Annotated in this window: 21 protein-coding genes; 11 read left to right on the top strand and 10 right to left on the bottom strand. The window is 62.2% G+C overall.

All coding sequences use genetic code 11. The features are described from left to right. A partial coding sequence (locus tag VSX60_RS18900) for a DUF6998 domain-containing protein (protein WP_327625816.1) occupies nt 1–520 on the top strand: 520 nt, incomplete at its 5' end. Between the two features lie 735 nt (nt 521–1,255). Next, nucleotides 1,256–1,435, top strand: coding sequence for a hypothetical protein (locus tag VSX60_RS18905; RefSeq protein WP_327625817.1), 180 nt, complete (start codon nt 1,256–1,258; stop codon nt 1,433–1,435). Here VSX60_RS18905 and VSX60_RS18910 read toward each other — a convergent pair. The 10 genes from VSX60_RS18910 to aceA all read right to left on the bottom strand — a co-directional run bounded on the left by VSX60_RS18910 (nt 1,432) and on the right by aceA (nt 14,838). Continuing rightward, complete coding sequence (locus VSX60_RS18910; RefSeq protein WP_327625818.1) at nt 1,432–4,179, bottom strand: virulence-associated E family protein; 2,748 nt, start codon at nt 4,177–4,179, stop codon at nt 1,432–1,434. The genes VSX60_RS18905 and VSX60_RS18910 overlap by 4 nt on opposite strands. After that, nucleotides 4,169–4,378, bottom strand: a complete 210-nt coding sequence (locus tag VSX60_RS18915; protein ID WP_327625819.1) for a helix-turn-helix transcriptional regulator — start codon at nt 4,376–4,378, stop codon at nt 4,169–4,171. Before VSX60_RS18915 ends, VSX60_RS18910 begins: the two co-directional genes overlap by 11 nt. 94 nt (nt 4,379–4,472) lie before the next feature. Continuing rightward, a complete protein-coding gene (locus VSX60_RS18920) occupies nt 4,473–5,213 on the bottom strand; it encodes a hypothetical protein (RefSeq protein WP_327625820.1) in 741 nt (246 codons plus the stop codon). 39 nt (nt 5,214–5,252) lie between these two features. Beyond that, nucleotides 5,253–6,602: a tyrosine-type recombinase/integrase gene (locus tag VSX60_RS18925; RefSeq protein ID WP_327625821.1), complete on the bottom strand. Its 1,350-nt coding sequence runs from the start codon at nt 6,600–6,602 to the stop codon at nt 5,253–5,255. Nucleotides 6,603–7,332: 730 nt separating this feature from the next. After that, a complete protein-coding gene (locus tag VSX60_RS18930; protein WP_327625822.1) occupies nt 7,333–8,616 on the bottom strand; it encodes an NAD(P)/FAD-dependent oxidoreductase in 1,284 nt (427 codons plus the stop codon). A 2-nt stretch (nt 8,617–8,618) separates the two neighbouring features. Beyond that, on the bottom strand, nt 8,619–10,049 hold the full coding sequence (locus VSX60_RS18935; protein ID WP_327625839.1) for a glutamine synthetase family protein: 1,431 nt from the start codon (nt 10,047–10,049) through the stop codon (nt 8,619–8,621). Nucleotides 10,050–10,305: 256 nt separating this feature from the next. After that, nucleotides 10,306–11,409: a hypothetical protein gene (locus tag VSX60_RS18940; RefSeq protein WP_327625823.1), complete on the bottom strand. Its 1,104-nt coding sequence runs from the start codon at nt 11,407–11,409 to the stop codon at nt 10,306–10,308. A gap of 193 nt (nt 11,410–11,602) precedes the next feature. Next, nucleotides 11,603–12,925, bottom strand: coding sequence for a phenylacetate--CoA ligase family protein (locus VSX60_RS18945; protein WP_327625824.1), 1,323 nt, complete (start codon nt 12,923–12,925; stop codon nt 11,603–11,605). Nucleotides 12,926–13,158: 233 nt separating this feature from the next. After that, the gene (locus VSX60_RS18950) at nt 13,159–13,419 is read right to left on the bottom strand and encodes an SMc00767 family acetate metabolism repressor (RefSeq protein ID WP_253962678.1); all 261 of its coding nucleotides are present in this window, start codon (nt 13,417–13,419) and stop codon (nt 13,159–13,161) included. A 114-nt stretch (nt 13,420–13,533) separates the two neighbouring features. Beyond that, entirely contained in the window at nt 13,534–14,838 is a 1,305-nt protein-coding gene (gene aceA / locus VSX60_RS18955; protein WP_327625825.1) for an isocitrate lyase, read from the bottom strand. Nucleotides 14,839–15,229: 391 nt separating this feature from the next. Here aceA and VSX60_RS18960 point away from each other — a divergent pair, with 391 nt between their 5' ends. From VSX60_RS18960 to VSX60_RS19000, 9 genes are all read left to right on the top strand, one after another. Next, entirely contained in the window at nt 15,230–15,379 is a 150-nt protein-coding gene (locus VSX60_RS18960; RefSeq protein WP_327625826.1) for a hypothetical protein, read from the top strand. A gap of 88 nt (nt 15,380–15,467) precedes the next feature. Next, nucleotides 15,468–16,889, top strand: coding sequence for a helix-turn-helix domain-containing protein (locus tag VSX60_RS18965; RefSeq protein ID WP_327625827.1), 1,422 nt, complete (start codon nt 15,468–15,470; stop codon nt 16,887–16,889). Between the two features lie 119 nt (nt 16,890–17,008). Beyond that, complete coding sequence (locus VSX60_RS18970; protein ID WP_327625828.1) at nt 17,009–17,803, top strand: aspartyl/asparaginyl beta-hydroxylase domain-containing protein; 795 nt, start codon at nt 17,009–17,011, stop codon at nt 17,801–17,803. Between the two features lie 76 nt (nt 17,804–17,879). Further along, on the top strand, nt 17,880–18,104 hold the full coding sequence (locus VSX60_RS18975) for a hypothetical protein (RefSeq protein ID WP_327625829.1): 225 nt from the start codon (nt 17,880–17,882) through the stop codon (nt 18,102–18,104). Nucleotides 18,105–18,296: 192 nt separating this feature from the next. Continuing rightward, nucleotides 18,297–18,773 (top strand): GNAT family N-acetyltransferase, encoded by a 477-nt coding sequence (locus tag VSX60_RS18980; RefSeq protein WP_327625830.1) that lies wholly within the window; start codon nt 18,297–18,299, stop codon nt 18,771–18,773. A 144-nt stretch (nt 18,774–18,917) separates the two neighbouring features. Beyond that, entirely contained in the window at nt 18,918–20,021 is a 1,104-nt protein-coding gene (locus VSX60_RS18985) for a polyamine ABC transporter substrate-binding protein (RefSeq protein WP_327625831.1), read from the top strand. 58 nt (nt 20,022–20,079) lie between these two features. Further along, nucleotides 20,080–21,234 carry an ABC transporter ATP-binding protein gene (locus tag VSX60_RS18990; RefSeq protein WP_327625832.1) on the top strand — a complete coding sequence of 385 codons (1,155 nt, stop codon included), beginning with the start codon at nt 20,080–20,082 and terminating at the stop codon, nt 21,232–21,234. A 4-nt stretch (nt 21,235–21,238) separates the two neighbouring features. Then, a complete protein-coding gene (locus VSX60_RS18995) occupies nt 21,239–22,177 on the top strand; it encodes an ABC transporter permease subunit (protein ID WP_327625833.1) in 939 nt (312 codons plus the stop codon). Then, entirely contained in the window at nt 22,177–22,995 is an 819-nt protein-coding gene (locus VSX60_RS19000) for an ABC transporter permease (protein WP_327625834.1), read from the top strand. The genes VSX60_RS18995 and VSX60_RS19000 overlap by 1 nt, the downstream gene beginning before the upstream one ends. Nucleotides 22,996–23,001: the final 6 nt, after the last annotated feature.

A 23,001-nucleotide genomic window follows, 5' to 3' on the forward strand; every position in this document is an offset into this window, starting at 1 on the left:
AACCCTCCTGCAATCGTCGCAGAAGAAAAATAGGTGGCCGACTTTTACGCCGCCCGAAGCGGGACTATCCCGCCGCTACCGTGGACTAATTTTGCACCGCCGCTCTCAGATGTGCCAGCACTTCGCCCATACCGGGCTCACCTTCACCCTTGACGGTAAGCTGGTGGGTGACATAGGCGAGGCCGTCGTCGCGGAGGCCTACGGGATCACGTTGTGTCGGCAGCGGACGCCCGGCGTTGACGGGCACGCGACGGACGGACGGTCAGTGCAGATCAAGGCAACAGGTCTCGCGAAAGCCGGTCCGGCGTTCACGCCCGGCGAAGGTCTCGCCGATCACCTGATATTCGTTCGGATCGATTTCGGCGCCGGGACGGCGGCCGTGCTCTACAATGGTCCCGAAGCTCCGATGCGCCAGTTGCTGCCCCCGACATGGTCAGGGACGAAGATGCTGCGGCTGTCGAAGGTGCTGGCATTGGATACCACCGTGAACGATGAACAGCGGTTGCCCCGACTGCGGTGAGCGATGGCGTCGCCGGGGCGCCGTTGTGGGTGCGCGGTAGCCAACTGACATGACGGTGACGGCGCTTGGGTCCTTGGGGGGCGGGGGTGGCCTACCGGGGGTGGCGCTGAGCCCGGTTCTCGACAGATTTTGGAAAACGTGACGTTATAACATTACATTTAAGCGTATATACGGCACCTCAGTTAGCAACCTGACGCCTGTTCTCCGTTAGCAACTACGGTCACAAGACAGGGCAGAAACCAGACCCCCCTGTCTTCCCCCTTGTCTTGCTACCCTGTCTTACAACTAAGTCCTTGATTATTAACGATTATTAGCTCTCATAAGACAGTAAGACACCAAAAAGGGTGAATCTCAGACTCGTTGTTGGTTGAGTTGAGTGCTCCACCGTGCTATTGGGGTTTAACGAGGTGTGTATAGGGGAAATGGCGTTTCGTTTGCTCTATAGGGGGACCATGTCTTGTAGATGCCCGGTTTGGAGGACAACCCATGCTTAAGTGCCCACACTGCAACGGTTTTTTGGTTTTGAAAGCCGTAAGACAGCCCCCCGGCGAGGTCTCCGGTCCGGGAAGCAAAAATCTGCTTCAGGAGGTCCAAGCTTGGGTCGATACGCCTGTTACACTGGCGTCCCTACTTGTTGACCTCGGAACACCGGGCAATCTCGGTCGGTATGAAGACCTCAACGAGAGGGTCTATCGAACCGCTTTTCGGTCCATCGACTTCATTCGCGCGTCCGGGATGAAGATCGACCCGAACAAGCTCGCCCTCGCTCTTCGCGACCTCCCCGACTGGTCGGACGAGACGCATGTGATGCGGATTTACGGGGTGCAGGGTCGGTATTGGCTGCGGCGCGGATTCGAGACCTATCCGGGAGCCATAGAGCGCGAAGAGTTCGAGGAGACGGGTGGGCTGGTCTAAACCAGATCGTCGATGACGCGGTAGCCGGTCTCGATCTCGGCCGCCGTCGCGTCGTCGCGGACTTTCCACCGCGCCTGGACGCCGAAGTAGTAGGGGCGGTCTTTGCCCGTGAGCGTCTTGATGGGAACCCACTCGGGGATCATTCCCATCGCCGCGTCGAAGTTCTGGATGGTCTGCTGGTTCTTGATCACGCCCTCTTCCCGGAGGACGTGCTTGGCGATGTCGCTGTCGCGCGTGACGATGCGTTGGACGGTCACCCGCTCCGGGTCGAACCCGAGTTCGCGCACGTCGGCGAACAGCTCGTGGCCGTACTCGTTCCATAGCTGCTGGAGGGGGAGCGGGTCGTCGAGCCAATCGCGGATTTCTTCCACCCACTGCTCATACATCTGGCGCTGGCGCGCGCCGGTTTGCAGCAGCTCGGCCTCGGCCTTGGCCGTCGGATCGGATAGGTAGAGCGGCAGGTCGCCATGGGGCTGGTCGCGGCGCATGGCTTTGTAGATCATCAAGGCCTCGGCCCATATCTGGTCACGCTCCTCCAACAGCCGGTCGGTGTCGATCAGGCTCACCTTGGCGTGGATCGGCCACCAGCGGCGGTTGCCGGTCGGGTCTTTCAGATACTTCGTATTGTTGGTCGTGCCCCAGAACGTCGCCTGCCGGGGGAACACGCTCGGCCGGCGGTCGTAGGCCATGCGAACTTGGTCCTGCTTGGCCGAGAGAAACTGCTTGGCGTCGTTGTAGTCGGACTTGTGGAACGAGGTCATCTCGGGAAATTCGAGAGCCCACAGGCCGCCGATCGTCTCGGCGATCCGCTGCGTGTCCTTCAGGTCGCAGGTCAGCTCGCCGAAGGTCTCGGGTCCGTAGAGGTATTCGATGAAGGTCGATTTTCGGATGCCGCCTTCGCCTTCCAGGACCGGCGAGAAGTCGAACTTGTGTCCAGGCTCGAAGATGCGGGCAACGGCCGCGACCATGACCATGAGAGCGGTCTGGCGGTAGTAGGGTGTGTCCGGGCAGCCGAGATAGTCGATGAACAGACGCTCGACGCGCTTCACGCCATCCCACCGCTTCAATTCGCAGCGCCAAAGGTAGTCCTTGACCGGATGGAAGCGGTTGCGCAGGGCGACGGACAGGACGGCCCCGGCCAGATCGCGTTCGGTCAGCTTGGCGAGGCCGTAGCCTTTCTTCCCCGGCCCGTTGGGAGCGGCGAGGATCGACCGGACGGTCATATCGTTGACATCCTGCCAGATGTCGCCCCTGACCTTGTTGCGGCAGTAGCAGGCCGGGGTAGATTTCATGCGAGACAGGATGTCCCGGCGCAGCACGATCCGCTTCATGAAGTCGTCGTAAGCGATGGCCCCGTAGAGGCGCGGGTCGTTGTGAATGATCTCCTGCGCGTTCGGTAGGTTCTGGACGATGTTGCCCGCTTTATCGAGTTCCAGCGCATCGGGGAACCAGTCCTCGGGCGGCTGTTTTCTTCGGCCAAAGTCTTTCGGACGATCTGCGGCTGAAGCCGCCCCCGAGTCGGGCTTCGCCTTTGGATCACCCACCAGATCGTCGATGTCGGCCTGCCAGTCGTCGTCATCTTGCCCCGGATCGCCTACGAGGTCTTCCTCGGGCTCGTCGAAGTAGTCGTCCATCACGTCGTCGAACATGGCGGTCTGGTCGTACTTCGACTGCGCTTGCTGGCGCTTGTAGCCGGGGTCGTCCTGCACGAAGTCGAGCATGGCTTTCCATGATGGAAGGTCGGCCATTTTCGTGTCGCGGTCGGCCTTCTCGTCGAGATCGCCGAATTTGTGGATACGGACGAGATCGAAGGAGTTGACCAGCATGTCGGCGCAGGGGTCGGTGCCGTGGTGTGAATAGAGGAACAGACCGTTGTCCTCGACGACCGCGCCGTTGGACGTGGTGCCGCCTGTGAAGGTGTAGCGGGGCTTGGCCGAGTGGTCGTCCGACGACTCATATGGCAATTCGAAGCGGTCGATAGCCTCGATCACGTCGTAGGCGCGGCAGAAGTCGCCGACCGGCCCTGTCTTCGTCGTCGGGTCCTCGGCCTTCTCCGCGCGCTCGCGGACTTCCTCGCCTTCGCAGCGCGGCAGGTTGTCGATGTTTTTCCAGTCGCCGACGGTCTCGTTGAACTCTTCGAAAATCTCGTCAGGATCGACGGGCTTACCCCCGTTGTGGCAGAAGAACCAATCGCCGTCGGCGGAGATTGTCGGCTTGAACATCATCTGCGCCGGACGGAAGGACACCTTGTCCACCAGGCGCATTTCGGGGTCGATTTTTTGCGCGATGATGCGACAGATCGCGCCGTATTCGTCGTTCGTCACCGGCCGGGAGAAGAGGCCCCAAAAGCGGATGCGCGGCTTCTCGTCGGTGTGGCGGCGGGAACTGTGGACCAGATATTCATAGCTGTGCGCCACCAAACCCATTTCGAGTCGGTCGAGCAGATCGGGAGTGGCATAGTCGAAATCGAGCGACCATAGATCGGACGGTTTGCCGGAGTGGGCGTTGCGCTTTCCAGCTTCGACCTGCGTGCGGAAAAGCCAGCCATCGACGGACTTGAGCCGGACCTGCTCTTCGTGGCTCATCTTCAGGTAGGTTTTGAAAAATTCCTTGGTCTTGGTCGGATTTTCGAACAGCTTGCGGAATCGTGCCCACGATAGCGTCTTGTTCTTGGCCTTGCCTAGATTTCGACCCCGGCCCTCAGAGTAGTGGATGATGAATTTGTCATTGGACTTAAGCGTCATCGACATTGAACCGATGTTGTTCGATCCATTCTGCGAGATCGGTTACACGGTAACGACAAGCTCTGCCGATGCGCACAACGGGCGGTGTATTAGGGACGCGATAGAAACGCCACTTTTCCAAAGTTGATGCGCTTAAGCCAAGAAGACGCGCCGCTTCAGAAGTGCTGATCAGCAGGGGCTGCATGGGATCAAGGTTCATATAAGCCTCCATCGTTTGATAGAAGCAGAGTCCCACAGATGAGCATTCCAAGCCAGATCAGCGCCCAGGAGCGCTTATTTTCGAACGGGCGCTGCTAACTTTCGACCAAAGGATGGGAGGCCAACCAGTGCCGGACGTGTCTTTGTACAGTTGTATCATCGTATTCTTGGTGGCCAGGCCGTTTCCGCGTGTCGATCTGATCAGCAAGCCAGCGTACGATCTTGGCGGCGCGAAGTCGCCGTGGACGGTTTCGAGTTAGATCACCCTTGGTAAAGCACTCTTTGGGAAAATTCCCTGCCGAGGCTTCCAATTTGGCGTAAATGGCCGCGCGCAGTGGACCGTGCTCGTCGGCATTCTTTTTGAGAGCTTTGCTTCGCTGTGAATCAAAGAAATTCTGCCGATTATTTGGAAGCGTCAGTGGCAAAAGTGACTTGCATACAGCGTCTCTTGTCGCCGCCTCAATCCAGGGTGGTTGGACGCCTCTCCTAGAGGCCCTTTCGATCAGCAGCTTTGGCTTGAGTGTAGCAAGACCTTTCATTTGTGACACGTATTGGTCTAGACGATGTATACGTTCTTCAAGAGTCGATGCCAAATCAAGCCATTCCCAAGGATCGCGCGGCTTTGGTGATCCTGGCAAGAGTCTGAGTTGAACTTCACGCGACGCCGAGACGGCAGAGTGAATGGGCGTCTCTGGATCGACACCAGCCAAAATGTGAGCAGCTTCGCTGCTCGTCCAAATCGGCTGTTGCAGCCAATGTCGTAGCACAGCAAGTTTGAAAGTGTGACGGCGTCGGACTGGGTCGTTTTTGCTGTGCATCACGATGAGGTTCGTCATTTATGTGGTTCTACTTGCAAAATAATGAAGTACCGCAACTCACGTCCCTGTTCTAAACGGAACGACGTCAGCGCCACCGTTGAGCGACACGGTAATGGAACCAGCGATCGCATTCGCAGCCTGGCGAAGCGGGTCTGTCGCCAGATGCGCATATCGCGCCGTCGTTTTTGGATCCGCGTGGCCCAGCAGGCCGCCGATCAACGGCAAGCCCAGTCCGCCGGCAGCGCCGAATGAGGCAAACGAGTGACGCAAATCGTGGAGGCGCAGCCCGGACAGATTGGCCTTCTGGGTAACGAGCCGCCACGGCTTCTTTAGGTCCGCTCGCGGCTTCTCTTCGGGCAGCCCTGCACTTTCCGAAGCAATCACGTATCGACCAATCCGGGGAAGGCTGACGAGGATGTCAACTGCTGGGTCGGCCAGCACAACGGTCTTCTTGCCCGTCTTGGAATCGGGAAGCAGAAGGATGCGGCGCTCGCGGTCGAAATGCGCCCATTCGAGATTGAGGACCTCGCGCAGCCGCATCCCTGTAAAAATCAGTAATCGGAGAGCGGCTGCCACATGCGGCGTGATGACGGTGCGGCGCTGCTTCGGAATATGTTTCGCATTCGGCTTGGTCTCGTCTACGGCCCATTCGATGCCAACGGTCTCAGCCTCTGTTATTGCTGCCCCCAGCCGCGCTAACTCCTCACGCGACAGAAAGCGCTCGCGGCCGACTTCCTCGAACTTCTCAATACGCATGACTGGATTGCGGTGGTCCTCAGGCACAAAACCCGTGTCGACCGCCCAGTTATAGATGGACGACAGGATCCTTACCGCCTGATTGGCGACGTACTTTCCCCCTCGGGTCGTGGTTTGAGACGCGCGCTTTTTGGCGGTGGGCTTCCTGGTTTGCGCGCCTTTCTCAGCGATGTCGCTGTGCAATCGCGCGACATCCTGGCGCGTGATGGCAACGGCACGCTTCGATCCAATGCGTGGATAAATGTGTGTCTCGAGTACCTGGCGATAGTGTGCCGCTGTGCTGGCTTTACGTTTGGCCAGGATGTGTCGTTTGAACCAAGCCTCCGCAACATCTTTCACAGTTTCGCCGGCGCGTTCCTCAGCGCGCTCTGCAGCAGGGTCGGCGCCCAGGCGAACACGTGCAAGCACATCCCTGGCTGCTGAGCGTGCCGCTTCCGGCGTCATCGTGTCATCGGCTGAGCCGAGGGTGAGACGGCGTTTCGCTGCTCCACGTCCGCCCGCGCCGGCGCGATATTCGCAGATCCATGAGGCTTTGCCAGACGGGAACACCCGCAAGCCAAAGCCGGCCAACTCGCTATCCCAATAGGTCACCGTCTTCGAGTCGGGAGTGATGGCTGCGACGGCGCGGCGCCCCAATTTTATGGTCGGCATTTGTTCTCTCCCCAAGGTCTTCGGCGCTTCGAGTCACCACCGAGTCGCCACCGTGCATTCAAATGGGAAGATACGCCGTCAAATCCAAGATGGAAATATGAAAAACAAATCAGATAGTTAATACCAGATCATGCAAGAGGGTGAGGGTCCATGAAAGGTCAGAATTGAAGCTACGAATCTGGGGGTCAGAGGTTCGAATCCTTTCGGGCGCACCATTTCCCACTTCAGCCAATGATCAAGCCGGTATTCTGAACGAATACGGCCTCGCCGCGCGCTGCCGACACGTCGGCGCAGGCGCCGATCAGGATGATGCGCGGTGCGCGACTGTGATTTCCGTGTCGCTGCGATCCATGCGCAGCCGAGGATCGACGGCTGCGCGTGGATTGCCCGCGAGGGTGTCCATGGGACTATTCGGTAGACGCGTGGAAGCTGACTACTTCTTCGGTTTGGGCGGCGTTGCGATATTTCCCTTCTGACTGGGCTGGGAGGCGTTCGGCTTCGGCGCCTGCTCCTTCTTCGACTTTCCCTTGCTTTCCTTCATCGACCTTTTCCCCGCTGATTGAGAAGCGAGCCCTCATCGGCTCGGCTGCCTCCGCAGTGTAGCAGAAACAGACTTCCGCCACGCGGTCATTTGTCCATGAAGGACATGCCCAATCAGCGGAGACGATCCGGTCCCGGATCGGGCAACGAACCTGCCGCCGTGGAACGGCTTTTCAAGCTGCCCGGGGCGTCAGATCCGGTCGCGCAGCGAAAACCAGGTCATCGCCAGGAACAGCAGCGGCGCGCGGACATGCCGGCCGCCCGGAAACGCCGGAATCCGTAGCGCTTCGAATTCGGCGAGCCGGTCCTGCTTGCCCGTCACCCGCTCGGCATAGAGCCGGCCGGCGAAATTCGCCAGCATCACGCCATGGCCGGAAAAGCCGCCGATGGTGGTGATGCCCGGCTCCAGGGTCCGGACATAGGGCAGCCGTTGCATCGTAATGCCGACGGTGCCACCCCAGGCATGGGTGAGGCGGACATCGGCCATCTGCGGATAGACTTCGGCGATCTGCTTGACGATGTGCCGCGCGATATCGCCGGTCGCCGACGTATAGGCTTCGCGGCCCCCGAACAGCAGCCGGCCGTCGCGGCTCTTGCGGAAATAGCGCACGACGAAGCGTGAATCGTTGCAGGCCTCGCCGCCCGGCAAAATGGCGTCGGGGGCGGCGAGCGGTTCGGTGGCCCCGATAAACGAGCCGATCGGCATCACATGGGCGTCGATCGCGCGATGCAGCCCCGTGCCGTAGGCGTTGGTCGCGATCAGCGCCCGCTCGGCGGTCACCGTGCCGGCGGCCGTCGTTGCCACGACCTTGCGGCCGCGGCGTTCCAGTCGCTCGACCTTGGTGCCCTCGAACAGCAGTGCTCCGGCATCGGCGGCGACGCGGGCGCTGCCGACGACCAGCTTCATCGGGTTGATGTGGCCGGTGCCGGTGTCGCGTATGCCGCCGAAATAGCGGCGCGAGCCCAGCCGTTCGGCGGTCTCATCGGCGTCCATATAGCGCATATGCGGGTAGTCGTAGCGGGTCGCCAGATCGTCGACCTCGGCGCGATAATCGTCGAGATAGCGGCGCTTGTGGACGACAGACAACTGGCCGGGGCGATAGTCGACGTCGATGCCGTTGTCCGCGACGAAGTTGACGAGATGCGCCTTTGCCGCTTCGGCCAGGTCGAACAGGGCCTTTGACCGTTCGAAACCGTAGGTCGCCTCGATCTCCGACGGCGCCAGCCGCTGGCCGGTGCCCATCTGGCCGCCATTGCGGCCGGAGGCTCCGCCGCCGAAGCGATGCGCCTCGAGAACGGCGACGCGCACGCCGCTCTGCGCCAGATGAACGGCTGCCGACAACCCGGTGAAGCCGCCGCCGACCACAACGACGTCGACGGCGAGGCTTTCCGACAGCGCCGGATAGCTCGGCCGTTCGACGCTGTCCTCGTACCATGAGCGACCCGGCGCAATCGGAGACTGATAGGCGTTCACGGTCAGACCTGAAGCAGCAGGAACTCGCGTTCCCAAGGGCTGATCACCTGCATGAACGTCTCGTGCTCGCCGCGCTTGATGCCGGCATAGGTGCCGACGAATTCGCGGCTGAACACCTCGTGGAAAGCCTCCTCCGCCTCGAAGGCGGCGACGGCTTCGAGAAGGCCGCGCGGCAGTGAGATGCCGCCGCCCTCGTTCACCGTGCGGTCCGTCGGCTCGTCGGGCCGAAGTCCCTTGACCATGCCGAGATAGCCGCAGGCGAGCGAGGCCGCGAGGGCGAGATAGGGATTGGCGTCGGAGGAGGGCAGCCGGTTTTCCACCCGCCGCCCGGCCGGGTCCGAGGTCGGGACTCGAAACGCCGTCGTGCGGTTGTCGTAGCCCCAGGCATTGTTGGTCGGCGCGCTCATGCCGTAGGTCAGGCGGCGGTAGGAATTGACGTAGGGCGCCATCATGATCAGCGCGCAGGGGACGTATTGCTGCATCCCGCCGATGAAGGAAAAGAACAGCTCCGATGCCGAGCCGTCCGCGTTCGAAAACACGTTGCGGCCGGTCGCGCGGTCGATCACCGACTGGTGGATGTGCATAGCGGAGCCCGGCTGACCCTGGATCGGCTTGGCCATGAAGGTGGCGTAGATGTCCTGGCCGAGCGCCGCCTCGCGGATGGTGCGCTTGAACATGAACACCTGATCGGCGAGCTCGAGCGGATCGCCATGGCGCAGATTGATCTCGAGCTGGGCGGCGCCCTCCTCGTGGATCAGCGTGTCGATCTCCAACCCCTGCGCGTCGGAGAAGTCGTAGATGTCGTCGATGAGCTCGTCGAATTCGTTGACGCCGGCGATGGAGTAGGACTGCCCGCTCTGGATCTGGCGGCCGGAGCGGCCGATCGGCGGCACCAGCGGATAGTCGGGGTCGACATTCTTGGAAACCAGGTAGAACTCGATTTCGGGTGCTACCACCGGCTTCCAGCCGCGCGCCTCGTAGAGCGCCATGACCCGTTTCAGCACGTTGCGCGGCGTATAGGCGACGGCCGCGCCGCTCTGGTCGACGAGATCGCAGATCACCTGCGCGGTCGGGTCGCTCTCCCAGGGAACCAGCGACAGCGTCGACAGATCCGGGACCAGCTTCAGGTCGCCGTCATTGGGCGAATAGCGAAACTCGCCACTCTCTTCCGGATATTCGCCGGAGATGGTGTGCATGAACAGGGCCGAGGGCAGGGCGAGCGAGGTGTTGGCGACGAATTTCTTCGCCGGCATCATCTTGCCGCGGGCAACCCCGGCGAGGTCGGGCGTGATGCATTCCAGATCGTCGATGCCGCGGGCGCGGAGCCAGTCGCCGGCCTCGGACATCGACGCAACCCCACGCTTGCTTTGCAGAAAGGCGGGGTGCTCGTCGGGCGCCAAATGCAGCGGACCGAGGTCGCGCTTGACCGGCATCTTCGGGCCGCGAATCGGACTGGCCTCGTTGCCGCCCGATTTGGCTTTCGTCTTGTGGCGATCGATGCGCGCGGGAACGCCGCTACGCGGTGGTTTTGTGCTGGAGGTATCGGCCATGCAGTCCTTCGGCGCCATGCGGCTGGGGCGTTCAGCATAACCTTGCGGCGCAGACGTGGGAAGGTGCGCGACGGACCGACCATCGCGGGCGGCAAGGCCCGCGGCGGTCGCCTTGTCAGTCCGTGCCCATCGACCGCATCTAGAACCGCGTGGAAATCTTCACGCCGAATCCGTAGGTCCACTCCTCCTGCAGCCTGATCTCGGTCGGCACAGCCTGGAAATTGCCGGGAGAGACCTGGACCGTGTCGCGGCGGAACAGTTCCGTATCGCGGAATTTTCCGTAATCGGCATTGCCCGTCAGCGCCAGCCGAACCGGACCGTTTTCGACGCCGATACTGCCCGACAGCGAACCATAAGTCAGCGTTTCGTCGGTCTCGACCGCGATGTGCTGTTTCACGTTGGCCAGTCCGGTGGCGAAAAGACTGTCGCGCAGATCCGCGTTCACGAAAGAGGGGCCGATGCGTCCGCCGAAGTCGTAGGTCACCCGAATCGGATCGAGATTCACCGCGCCGTTGACCACGATTCCCGCGTAGGGGGTAAAGGCATGCTCCTCGATCGTACTGTAGTATTGGACCATCGTCCGGGGATTGGGAAAGATCGGCGTCCTGAATTTCGCCGAATGGCCGATCTCGGTATCCGTATAGCTGTAGTGGAGTCCGGCGACGAAACTGAAGGCCAGCGCGTCCGGGTCGCCGGGCAGCCCCTTGCCGAAGGTCGCGAAGGGATTGAAGACGGCTTCCAGCTTCGTTCCCCACTGGGTGACCCCGATCTCGGCGCGGGACTTGTAGTCCGTCGGCCAGCCGACGAAGAAGCCGGGATTTTCACCCACCCCAGGCACGCCGAAATTGGCAAGCCGGACCCGCTCGTTTCCGGTAAACGAGGCGCGCCCTTCGACGTCGATGATTTCGGCTTCGAGAACCAAGCTGTGTAGGACGGAGCGACCCAATCCACCGAAGGCATCGCCGAATAAGGGACCGAGGTCGATCCCCGCGGCCGCGCGCATGCCATTCGTGTCGACCTCAAAGGATTCGAGCGGGTTTCGCAGCGTTCCCGTCGGAAACTCGAAGGCAAATCCATTCACGGTGATGCTTGGCCCCTCGACATAGCCGATGTCGAAATATGTGAAGATCTCGTTGGTGTCCGCATCGAAGCCGCTGAAATGATGGGCGAAGGCCGGCTCAGCTGCCAGAATTCCTGCCAACACCGTCGTTGCCGCCAATGCGTAGGTTGGGTTTTTTGCCATAATCTTCGTGCCCCTCACTCGCCGCTTCCTCATCGGATTCCCCTGCGGCATGAATTGCAGGTTGTCGGCGTATAGCGAGCCAAGCAACAGAATTATCCGTCCAGACGGCCGCCTTTCCATTGCAGTTGCTCCTATGCAACAGGATTACTGTGCGGCTATTATTATAAGATTGTTTTATAAATGCGTGGATGCGTCACGGTTGTTTTTCGTTCCCAGCCGTTGACGTTGAGAGGGAAACGGTACGCTGGAATTTGTGGCCCGCAGTGCGTGGAATGTCGGCGACGGGTGTGGCGAAAATGGTCACGTCGGGAAACAGGTCGCGACGCGCCAACTCCTGTAGCCCTGCCGTGTCGACTTCGGCGCCAGCGTCGGCGGGAATGAAGATCAGCTCGACGCGAGTGGGAGAATGCTGGACGAGTTGGAATTGCCGATAGGGCACGCAGGCGCGCAATGTGCCGGTATGGAGATTGGCGAAACGCGTGCTGCCATCGCTGAAACGGAACAGATCGCGCGAGCGGCCGCCGATGGCGCTCAGCCGAGGCAGGGTGCGCCCGCACGCACAGCGCCCCTTCGCCATCCTCCCGTGATCGCCGATCCGATAGCGGATCAGCGGCATCACCGTGTTGTAGATCGGCGTCACCAGCACGTCGCCCATCTCGCCAGCCGGCAGAGGACGGCCGCGATCGTCGACGATCTCGACGAGTAGGGTTTCCGACGGGATATGGTAGTCGCCCGAAGCGGGGCATTCGATCGCGATGAAACCGATCTCCTGCGCTGAATAGGCATCGACGACCTTGGCCGCGAAGCCGGCCTCGATCGTCGCGCGCTGATCGCGCGACAGCGCCTCGCCATAGGTCAGGACCGTTTCGATGCCGAGCGACGGGCCGGCGTCGCCGAGCGTCGCCGCGATTTCGGCCGCGATGCTCGGATAGGCCGAGAGATAGGCGGGGCGGCGGCGGCGGAGCCAGTCGATCTGTTCGGAGATCGGCGTGGCGACCGCCAGGATGTGCTGCGGCCCCTTGGGGGCGGAAAGCGCCCATCCATGGGTCAGCCGACCGTCAGGATAGGCTGCGGCCTTGTCCGTCGTATGGCAGATCAGCGCGAGGGGCTTGCGCGGATCGAGGTTGTGCCAGCGCAGCATGCGTTCGTTCAGGCAGGCGGAGACGAGTTGGGCCAGCCGGGTCTTGGCGACCAGCAGCGGCTGGCCGCTGGTGCCGGAGGTGGTGCTCCAAGACAGCGGCTTCAGGTGCTCGGGCACCCGCTGCGACATGAAATGCTCCTTGTCGTTGCCGAGGAGTTCGTCACGGGTGAGGACGGGAAGCTCCGACCAGCGCTCGAAGCGGACGCTGTCCCCGGCAAAGACGCGATCGAGGCGGGTGGCATAACCGGGAACGTCGCGGCGTGCCTGGGCCAGCATCGCGGCGAGAAGCGATTGCTGATGCTGGCGCAATTGGCTGGGCGCCATGCGCTCGCAGCGGGCCATCAGCGCCATGAATTCGGCGATCGGTCCGGTCATGACACCGGAGCGTGGCACGCCAGCCGCTGGCCCTGGGATTCAGCCATCCGGCGCGGCTGAGCAAACAGGCGCGTCCGTATCGTGTCGGGCATCCGGTCCTCCGCCACGGTTTGTGGGCCACGAAGCATAGCCGGCCGGTCGAGGAGAGAAAAGGAGATGGGGTCAGGCAGGCGATTCCGGGCCGCGATCGCGCCGCGGCCCGGTCTCACTCATGACGGAGGAACCGTCTGACCTCAACCTTCGGTCTTGACCACCACCGGGATCAGGAGATCGCCCCAATTGCCGTTGCCGGAGTGGTGGCGGGCGGAGCGGACCAACTCGACCGACACGCCGGATTCGACCGCCTTCATCACCGACTGATTCAGCCGGTGCAGATCGTTGGCCAGCATCCGGATCGCCGTCTGCTGGGCGTCGTCCATGGCCGACGACTGCTCCTCGGCGCGCTCCTTGACGCGGGTCCGCGGGCGTTCCTGGTCGTTTGCAACTGCGCTCATCGTTCTTCTCCAAGGTTCGGCGGGTTGCCGGTCAGGCGGGCCAGCCTTCGATGATCCAAGCTTCTGGGTGGAGGGGGCCGGATGCCGGCGACGGCGATCCGGCCCGTCTGGCGTTTATTCCGCGGCTTCGCGGACCGGCGTCTGCGGCTTGAACTGGTCGCTCTCGGTCGACTCGCCCATTGCGGTCGTCGAGGACAGTCCGCCGCTGATCGCCATCGACACGGCGTCGAAATAGCCGGTGCCGACCTCGCGCTGGTGTTTGGTGGCGGTATAGCCGTCGGCCTCCGATGCGAATTCGGCCTCCTGCAGCTCCGAATAGGCCGCCATCTGCCGATCCTTGTAGCCGCGGGCGAGTTCGAACATGCCGTGGTTCAGCTGATGGAAGCCGGCCAGCGTGATGAACTGGAACTTGTAGCCCATCGCCCCGAGTTCGCGCTGGAACTTGGCGATCGTGGCGTCGTCGAGGTGCTTCTTCCAGTTGAAGGAGGGCGAGCAATTATAGGCCAGCATCTGGTTCGGATGCTCTTTCTTCACCGCTTCGGCGAAGCGCCGGGCCTGATCGAGATCGGGCTTGGACGTCTCGCACCAGATCAGGTCGGAATAGTCCGCATAGGCGATGGCGCGGGCGATGCAGGGCTCGAGCCCATTCTTCACCCGATAAAAGCCCTCAGCCGTGCGGCCGGCGTCGTAATCGACGAACATCCGGTCGCGCTCATCGATGTCGGAGGTGAGAAGCTTGGCGGCCTCGGCGTCGGTGCGGGCGATGACCAGCGAGGGCACGCCCATGACGTCGGCGGCAAGGCGCGCGGCGGAGAGGTTACGAATATGCGCCTTGGTCGGGATCAGCACCTTGCCGCCGAGATGGCCGCACTTCTTTTCCGAGGCGAGTTGGTCCTCGTAGTGGACGCCGGCGGCACCCGCCTCGATGAAGGCCTTCATGATCTCGAAGGCGTTGAGCGGGCCGCCGAAGCCAGCTTCCGCGTCGGCGACGATCGGCGCGAACCAGGTGTCGACCGACATCTCGCCTTCGGCGTGCTCGATCTGGTCGGCGCGTTGCAGGGTGCGGTTGATGCGTCGGCAAAGTTCCGGCGCGGCGTTGGCTGGATAGAGCGACTGATCGGGATACATGGAGGAGGCGGTGTTGGAATCGGCTGCGACCTGCCAGCCCGAGAGATAGATCGCCTTGAGACCGGCGCGCACCTGCTGCATTGCCTGGTTGCCGGTCATGGCGCCGAGCGAATTGACGAAGTCATCCGAATGGATCAGCTGCCAGAGCCGGTTGGCGCCATTCTCGGCGAGCGTATACTTGATCTGCACCGACCCGCGCAGGCGCTGCACGTCCTCGACCGAGTAATCCCGCGTGATGTTGTCGAAGCGGCCTTCCGGCGCGGACGGAACGAGATTGTAAAAATCAGTCATTGCGAGTGTCCTCTTTGCTCGATCGCTGCTGGTAGAGATATTTTACATGATCTTGACAGCATCTGACGAGTGAGATCGCACCGCACCAAAGCCTTGTCTACAAGCATCTCAACGGGGTGAACGCAATTCGGGTCGTCTTGTCGCAGCTTTCACAATATGCATTTGTAAATATGTAAATCGTGTAATACTGTTTTAAGGGTGAGCTCGGTGCCTCCAGTGCGGCCCGGATTTCTGTGTCCGCCGCGCAACGGGGCCTCGGAATTGCGCCTCTTCTGCACCTAAGGTCCTCGACCGCCACACAAATTCGCCACGGATTCCATGAATCTCAATCTTTTCCTGCGATCCTCCAACTCTGTCACGAGACACGGTCGATCGACCGATGGAGCGGAAAATGAATACGGTTTCGGTGTTGGTGCGTTACGTCGAGGTGGTTCGCGGCTTGCTGCGGCCGACCTATCATCCCGAGCGCTATTACATGCGCGGTCCCGGCCCAGCCTGCGTCAAGCGTATGGGCGGCGGAGGCCTGCGGACCGGCGGCTGAGCCGCGCGCGGCGTTGGCGATCCCCGCAAGGCGGATACCATAGGATCGCCGGCGCGCGTGCCGCGCCGGCTGTCGACGGCCGCCGCTGATGGCGGAGAACAAGATTTTCGCCGGGCCACGCATCCGGCGCATTCGCAACGGGCTCGGCCTGACCCAGACGGCGATGGCTGAAGGGCTCGGCATTTCGCCGTCCTATCTCAACCTCATCGAACGCAACCAGCGGCCGCTGACGGTGCAGCTCATCCTGCGCCTGTCGGGATCCTACGACATCGACCTGAGCGATCTGCAGAGCGGTGAATCGCGGGGTTCGGTCAACGAATTGAAGGCGGTCTTCTCCGATCCGCTGCTGGCGGGGGAATTGCCCGGCGAACAGGAGCTTCTGGAGATCGCCGACGCGGCTCCGAACGCCGCCGCCGGCATCGTCAAGCTGCATCGGGCCTACCGCGAGCAGCAGGGACGCCTCACCGATCTGTCCGAGCTTTTGGCGCGCGAGGGCCGCGAGACGCGGCTTTCCGGCACGCGGCTGCCGATCGACGAGGTGCGCGAGGTCTTCGAAACCCGGCCGAACTATTTGGCGGCGATCGAGACCGCGGCGGAAGGCTTTCATCAGGCTCTCGCCCCCGGTGACGATCTGATGGCCGCGTTGAAAGCGTGGATGCGCAAGGAGCACGACGTCGCCGTGCGCGTCCTGCCGGTGCAGACCATGCCGAACTGGCGCCGCCGCTTCGATCGCCATTCTCGTCGGCTGTTCCTCTCCGAGCGGCTGGCGCCGGCCGACCGCATTCGCGAGACCGCCCTGGAGGCCTGTCAGCTCGCGTTTGGCGACGTCATCGCCCCCGAGACCGAGACCTTCGGCTTTTCCAGCGACGAGGCCCGGCGGCTCGGCCGTTTCGAGCTTTTGCGCTATGCCGCGCACGCGTTGATGATGCCCTATGGCGCCTTTCAGTCCGCGGCCGAGCGCGCGGCCTACGACATCGACGTCCTGCGCGGGCGCTTCCAGGTCTCGTTCGAGCAGGCGGCGAACCGGCTGACCATGTTGCAGCGGCAGGGGGCGCCGGGGGTGCCCTTCTTCATGCTGGAGGTCGACAATGCCGGCAATCGCTTCCGCCGCGCCGGCGCGCGCGGCTTTCCGGTCCAGCGTTTCGGCGGCGGCTGTCCCAAGCTACCGATCCATGCCGCTTTCGCCCAGCCGGGGCAAATCCTGGTCGAGACCGCCGAGATGCCGGACGGGGCCGAGTTCTTGCTGTTCGCGCGGACCCTGGAAGGTCTGCAGGCGGGTTTCGAGGAACGCCCCCGGCGGACCGCGATCCTGATCGGCTGCGACATCGGCTTCAAGGACGAGACGGTCTATGGCCGCCATCTCGGCTCGAAATCGGTGGCAACCAAGATCGGGCCGGCGTGCCGCCTGTGCGAGCGGCAAGGTTGTCTTGCCCGCGCCGAGCCGCCGCTGACCCGGCCGCTCGGTCTCGACGAGATGGTCACCGGGCTCAGCGCGTTTGATTTTCAGTAGCAACTGCCCAAATTCTTGCGAGCCACGTCGGGCGGTCACACGATCGTCACATGGCTTGTCGAAGTCGGCCGCCGGAACCAGAAACGCGGCCCTGGCCGATGAATGCAAAGCAGGAACCGATGGACAAGAGCGTCAGCCAGCAGCAACAGAAGACCGAAGGGCTCGAGGACACGATGGGAGGGGACGGGTTCGTCGCCCGATCGGTCCAGCGCCTCGTCGACGGCGCGGAAAAGCTCAACCTCAAGCATTCGGCGGTCGGCAACCCGCCGGTGTTTCCCACCGACGATTTTCCCTGGGCCAGGGAGGTCGAGGCGGAGTGGCGGCTGATCCGCGCCGAACTCGACAAGATCCTGGTGCGCAAGGGCGAGCTTCCCGCCTTCCACGAAATCTCGTCCGAGGTGCGTTCGATCTCGTCGGACCAGAACTGGAAGACGTTCTTCCTGTGCGGGTACGGCATCAAGTCGCAGGAGGCGATCCGGCAATGTCCGGAGACTTGGCGCATCCTTCAAAATATCCCGGGGCTCAAATCGGCGATGTTCTCGATCTTCGAGCCCGGCAAGCATTTGCCGCCGCATCGTGGACCCTACAACGGTGTGCTGCGCTTCCATCTGGGATTGATCGTGCCGGACGCGCCCGACAAGGTCGGTATCCGTATCGACGATCAGACACGCCACTGGCGCGAGGGCGAGGCGCTGATCTTTGACGACGCCTATGAGCACGAGGCCTGGAACCATTCCGATCAGGTGCGGGTGGTGCTGTTCGTCGATTTCGAGAAACCGACGCGCTTTCCGGCCAATCTGACTAACAAGGCGGTTTTGAACATGGCGGTGTTCACACCGTTCATCCGCGAGGGCTACAAGGCACACAAGGCCTGGGAAAAGCTGTTCTACGGCGAGGGTCAGAAACACCGATAATGAACCATCCGCAAACTTCAGGTGGTCTCCAGTCGGCGTCGACGTGTAGAGGAGATTTCGAAGGGCTCCGGATCGAATGACGGAAGGCGACAGGGAGCGGCTGAAACTCACGGCCAACTTTCTGAACATACTGGCTGCAGGCACCGTCATCACGGGCGGCGTTGCGCCGCTCATCGCGGCGATCTTTCAAACGGCGGCGGTCGGCTTGTCCGAGGCTTTCTTCGCCTCGCTCATTTGCTTGGTCATCGGTTACCTCCTACATTCGGCGGGACGATCACTCTTGAGGAGGCTCGATCGATGACGAATTTCGAGCTGTTCGCTTATTTCGGCGCGCCGGCCCTCATGCTGGGCACCGCTCTCGTGCTCGCCTGGTACGCTAAGCATCACGCTTGAGCTGCGGGTTGTCGCTGGTTCGAACCGTTCGGCGCGATTTCCCCCATGCGAAGGAGCGCGGCGTGATTGTCATGAGCATATGAGTCCTGCCTGGCGGCCCATGAGCGCGAACGATCTGGCCAATGTCGTCGCGCTGGCCGAGCGCGTCCACCCCGATCTGCCTGAGGACGCGGCCGTATTCCATGACCGCCTGCGGCTTTTCCCGCGTGGATGCCTGGTTCTCGCCGACGGGGCGCAGGGTCCGATTGCCGGTTATGCCGTCGGTCATCCCTGGCTGGACGGTCCGCCGCCGAAGCTCGACAGCGTTCTCGGCGTCTTGCCCGAGCCGGGCGCCTGCTTCTATATCCATGATGTCGTCGTCGCGCCGGAAGCCCGCAAAACCGGCCATTCGCGCGTTGTCGTGGAACAGCTTCTCGAACTTGCCGCCTCCTATCGCTGCGCGACCTTGGTGTCCGTCTATGGCACCGTGCCGTTCTGGTCGCGTTTCGGCTTTCGTGATGCCAGCGAGACGCTGCCACCCGGCGCCCTCGGCGCCTATGGGGCGGATGCGCGGTTCATGATGCGAGCGAGGCGATAATAGCTGCCCCGCAATTCTTCCGCTGCTCCCGATGCAAGCCTCTAGGAATCGGCTCGCCGATGTTCTTAACTCTCGATCAGGATGCGAACCGGGTCCTGCCGACGGCATGACCGGTCTTTCAATTCGGATAGGGAGTCGGACCAGATGAGACGAACCATCGCAGTGATCGGAGCGACCGTGCTTGCCATGGGCGCCGCCGGAATCGGCGCGGCCTCCGCACAGGAGGAAAAGGTCGTCAACGTCTACAATTGGTCGGACTATATCGACGATTCGATTCTCGAAGAGTTCACCAAGGAGACCGGGATCAAGGTCGTCTACGACGTCTATGATTCCAACGACATTCTCGACACCAAACTGTTCGCCGGCGGCAGCGGCTATGACGTCGTGGTGCCATCGACCGAGTTTCTGGTGCGCCAGATCGAGGCCGGGTTGATGCAGCCGCTCGACAAGTCGAAGCTGAACAATCTCGGCAATATGTGGGATGTCATTTCCGAACGCGTTGCCGAGTATGACAAGGTAAACGATTATTCAGTTAATTACATGTGGGGGACTACGGGAATCGGGTATAACCAAAAAATGGTTGATGAACGCCTTCCGAACGCGCCGACCGACTCTTGGGGCCTGATCTTCGACCCGCAATATGCCGCGAAGCTTGCCGATTGCGGCATCATGATGCTGGACGGGGCGACCGAAGTGATCCCGGCCGCCCTGAACTATCTCGGCCTCGATCCGGATTCGACCAAGCCCGAGGATATTCAGGCTGCCGAAGACGCACTGCTCAAGGTCCGTCCTTATGTGCGCAAATTCCATTCCTCGGAATATATCAACGCCTTGGCTAACGGCGATATTTGCGTGGCCTACGGCTATTCCGGCGACATCTTCCAGGCGCGGGACCGGGCGGCGGAAGCCGGGCAGGGGGTCGAGATCAAGTATTCGATCCCGAAGGAGGGCGCCCGCATGTGGTTCGACCAGCTGGCGATTCCGGCCGACGCGCCGCATCCCGTCAACGCCCACATCTTCATCAACTATCTGATGCGGCCCGAAGTGATCGCCAAGGCGACGAATTACGTCGTCTACGCCAATGGCAACAAGGCTAGTCAGGAGTTCGTCGATCCGGCCATTCTGAACGACAAGGCCGTCTATCCCGACGACGACACCCTGGCCAAGCTCTATACAAAGGAGGCCTACGACGCGGGGACCCAGCGTCTGGTCAATCGCGCGTTCACGACGGTCACCACCGGTCAGTGATAATGGCCGCTCCCGGCGCTCGCCGCCGGGGGCACATGAGGCTTTGGTTCGGACGGTGATGGCGAGCGCGCAAAAATCCCTTGGCAATATTCGCCGCAGCTTCGAGCCCTGGAACGAGCCGTCCGCAACGCCGCTGATCGAGTTCGACGGCGTCACCAAGCGGTTCGGCGAATTCAAGGCGGTCGACGATCTCTCGCTGACGATCTACCGGCGCGAATTCCACGCGCTGCTCGGGCCATCCGGCTGCGGCAAGTCGACGCTCCTGCGGATCATGGCGGGCTTCGAGGAACCGAGCCAGGGCGATGTCCGCCTCGACGGCCAGAGCCTCATCGGCATGCCGCCGCACCGCCGGCCGGTGAACATGATGTTCCAGAGCTATGCGCTGTTTCCGCATATGGACGTCGCCGCCAACATCGCCTTTGGCCTGAAACAGGACGGCATGGCGAAGTCGGAGCGGGACGACCGCGTCGCCGAGATGCTGAAGCTGGTCAAGCTCGACGGCTTTGCCGGCCGCAAGCCGCAGCAGCTTTCGGGTGGCCAGCAGCAGCGGGTGGCGCTGGCCCGCTCGCTGGCCAAGCGGCCGAAGGTGCTCCTGCTCGACGAGCCGCTCGGCGCGCTCGACAAGAAGCTGCGCGAGGAGACCCAGTTCGAGCTGATGGACCTTCAGCAGGAGATGCATCTGACCTTCCTGATCGTTACTCACGATCAGGAGGAGGCGATGACCATGGCCGACCGCATTTCCGTGATGCGCGACGGCAAGATCGTGCAGGTCGCAACGCCCGAGATCATCTACGAGGCGCCGGCGACACGCTACGTCGCCGATTTCATTGGCAGCGTGAACATCATGGAAGGCGAGGTCGAGCATAGCCGCAACGGGTTGACCCGCATCGCAGCGAAGACCGGTGCGACGATCGAAGCCGAAAGCAGCCTCGACGTGACACCCGGCGAGATGGTCTATTTCGCGATCCGGCCGGAAAAGCTTCGCCTGTCCCGTCATGCGCCGGCCGACCGGAGCCTCAATGCCCTTCGCGGCGAGGTCTGGGACATCGCTTATCTCGGCGACATGACCCTGTTCAACGTCAAGCTGGCAAGCGGCGACATCGTCCGCACCGCGACGCTCAACGCGGCGCGCGGCTCGGACGAGCCGATCGGCTATGACGAGGAGGTGTGGCTCACCTTTCCGGCCGACGCCGGCATCGTGCTGGGCAATTAGAGCGATGGCGGCCGAGGCAGCACCCGCGACGAAGCCGTTTCCGAAGAAGACCGGCCGGCTCTACCGCAAGCTGGTCATCGGCCTCCCGTTTCTCTGGCTGCTGGTCTTCTTCCTGGCGCCGTTCTTCATCGTCTTCAAGATTTCGCTGTCGCAGATCGCGCTGGCGCAGCCGCCCTATCTGCCGGCCTTTCCACTGGAAAGCTTGCCCGAATTCTGGAGCAATCTAAGACAGTTCTCGCTGGACAATTACCGGTGGCTGGCCGGCGATCCGCTCTACATCAATTCCTATCTGTCCAGCCTGAGGATCGCCGCCATCGCGACCGCCGTCACGTTGCTGGTCGGTTATCCGCTCGCTTACGGCATGGCGAAGGCGCCACGCGGCCTGCGGCCAATCCTGGTGCTGTTGACGATCCTGCCGTTCTGGACGAGCTTCCTGATCCGGGTCTACGCCTGGATCGGCATCCTGAAGACCGACGGGCTGCTCAACCAGTTCCTGATGTGGCTCGGCCTGATCTCCTCGCCGCTGGTGATCATGAACACCAACCTCGCCGTCTATATCGGCATCGTCTATTCCTACCTGCCGTTCATGGTGCTGCCGATCTATGCCTCGCTGGAGCGTATGGATCATCGCCTGGTCGAGGCGGCCAACGATCTCGGCTGTCCGCCGGTCAAGGCGTTCTGGGCGATCACCTTTCCACTGTCGCGACCGGGCGTCATCGCCGGCATCATGCTGGTGTTCATTCCGGCCGTCGGCGAGTTCGTCATCCCGGACCTTCTCGGCGGCTCGCGCACGCTGATGATCGGCAAGACCTTGTGGAACGAGTTCTTCTCCAACCGCGACTGGCCGGTGTCCTCGGCGGTGGCGATCCTTCTCTTGCTCGCCCTGGTGCTGCCGATCGTCTGGTTTCAGCGGGCGCAGGCAAAAGCCACCGGGAACGCCTGATGTCGAAGAGCTGGAGCCCGTTCAATATCGTCTCGGTGGTGCTCGGCTTCGCGTTCCTCTATCTGCCGATCGTCCTCTTGATCATCTACTCCTTCAACGCCTCGCGGCTGGTCACGGTCTGGGCAGGCTTCTCGACCGTCTGGTACCGGGAATTGTGGAACGATCAGGCGCTCCTCGACGCCGCCTGGGTCACCATCCGGGTGGCGTTGCTGTCGGCGAGCCTGGCGACGATCCTCGGCACCCTCGCGGCGACGGCGCTGGTGCGGTTCTTCGATTTTCGCGGCCGGCTGCTGTTCACCGGCATGGTCTATGCGCCGCTGGTGATGCCGGAGGTGATCACCGGACTTTCGCTACTACTGTTGTTCGTGGCGCTCGATTTCGACCGGGGCTTTTGGACCGTGACGATCGCCCATGTCACCTTTTCCATGTGCTTCGTCGCCGTGGTCGTCCAGTCGCGGCTGGTGACCTTCGACCGCAGCCTTGAGGAAGCGGCGCAGGATCTCGGCTGCCCGCCCTGGAAGGCGTTCTTCCTGATCACCCTGCCGGTGATCTGGCCGGCCGTCGCCGCCGGCTGGATGCTCGCCTTCACGCTGTCGCTGGACGATCTGGTCATTGCCAGCTTCACCTCGGGACCCGGCGCCACGACCCTGCCGATGAAGATCTACAGCCAGGTCCGTCTCGGCGTCACGCCGAAAATCAACGCCGTCAGCACGCTCCTCGTCGCGGTCGTTGCCGTGGGCGTCATCGCCGCCGCGCTGGTCACCAAACGCCGCGAGGTACGCAGACGCCGGGACGAGCGTTTGGCCGCGGGCGGCTGATGTTGG

This window comes from Aurantimonas sp. A3-2-R12 (genome assembly GCF_036016755.1).
Taxonomy (GTDB): domain Bacteria; phylum Pseudomonadota; class Alphaproteobacteria; order Rhizobiales; family Rhizobiaceae; genus Aurantimonas; species Aurantimonas coralicida_A.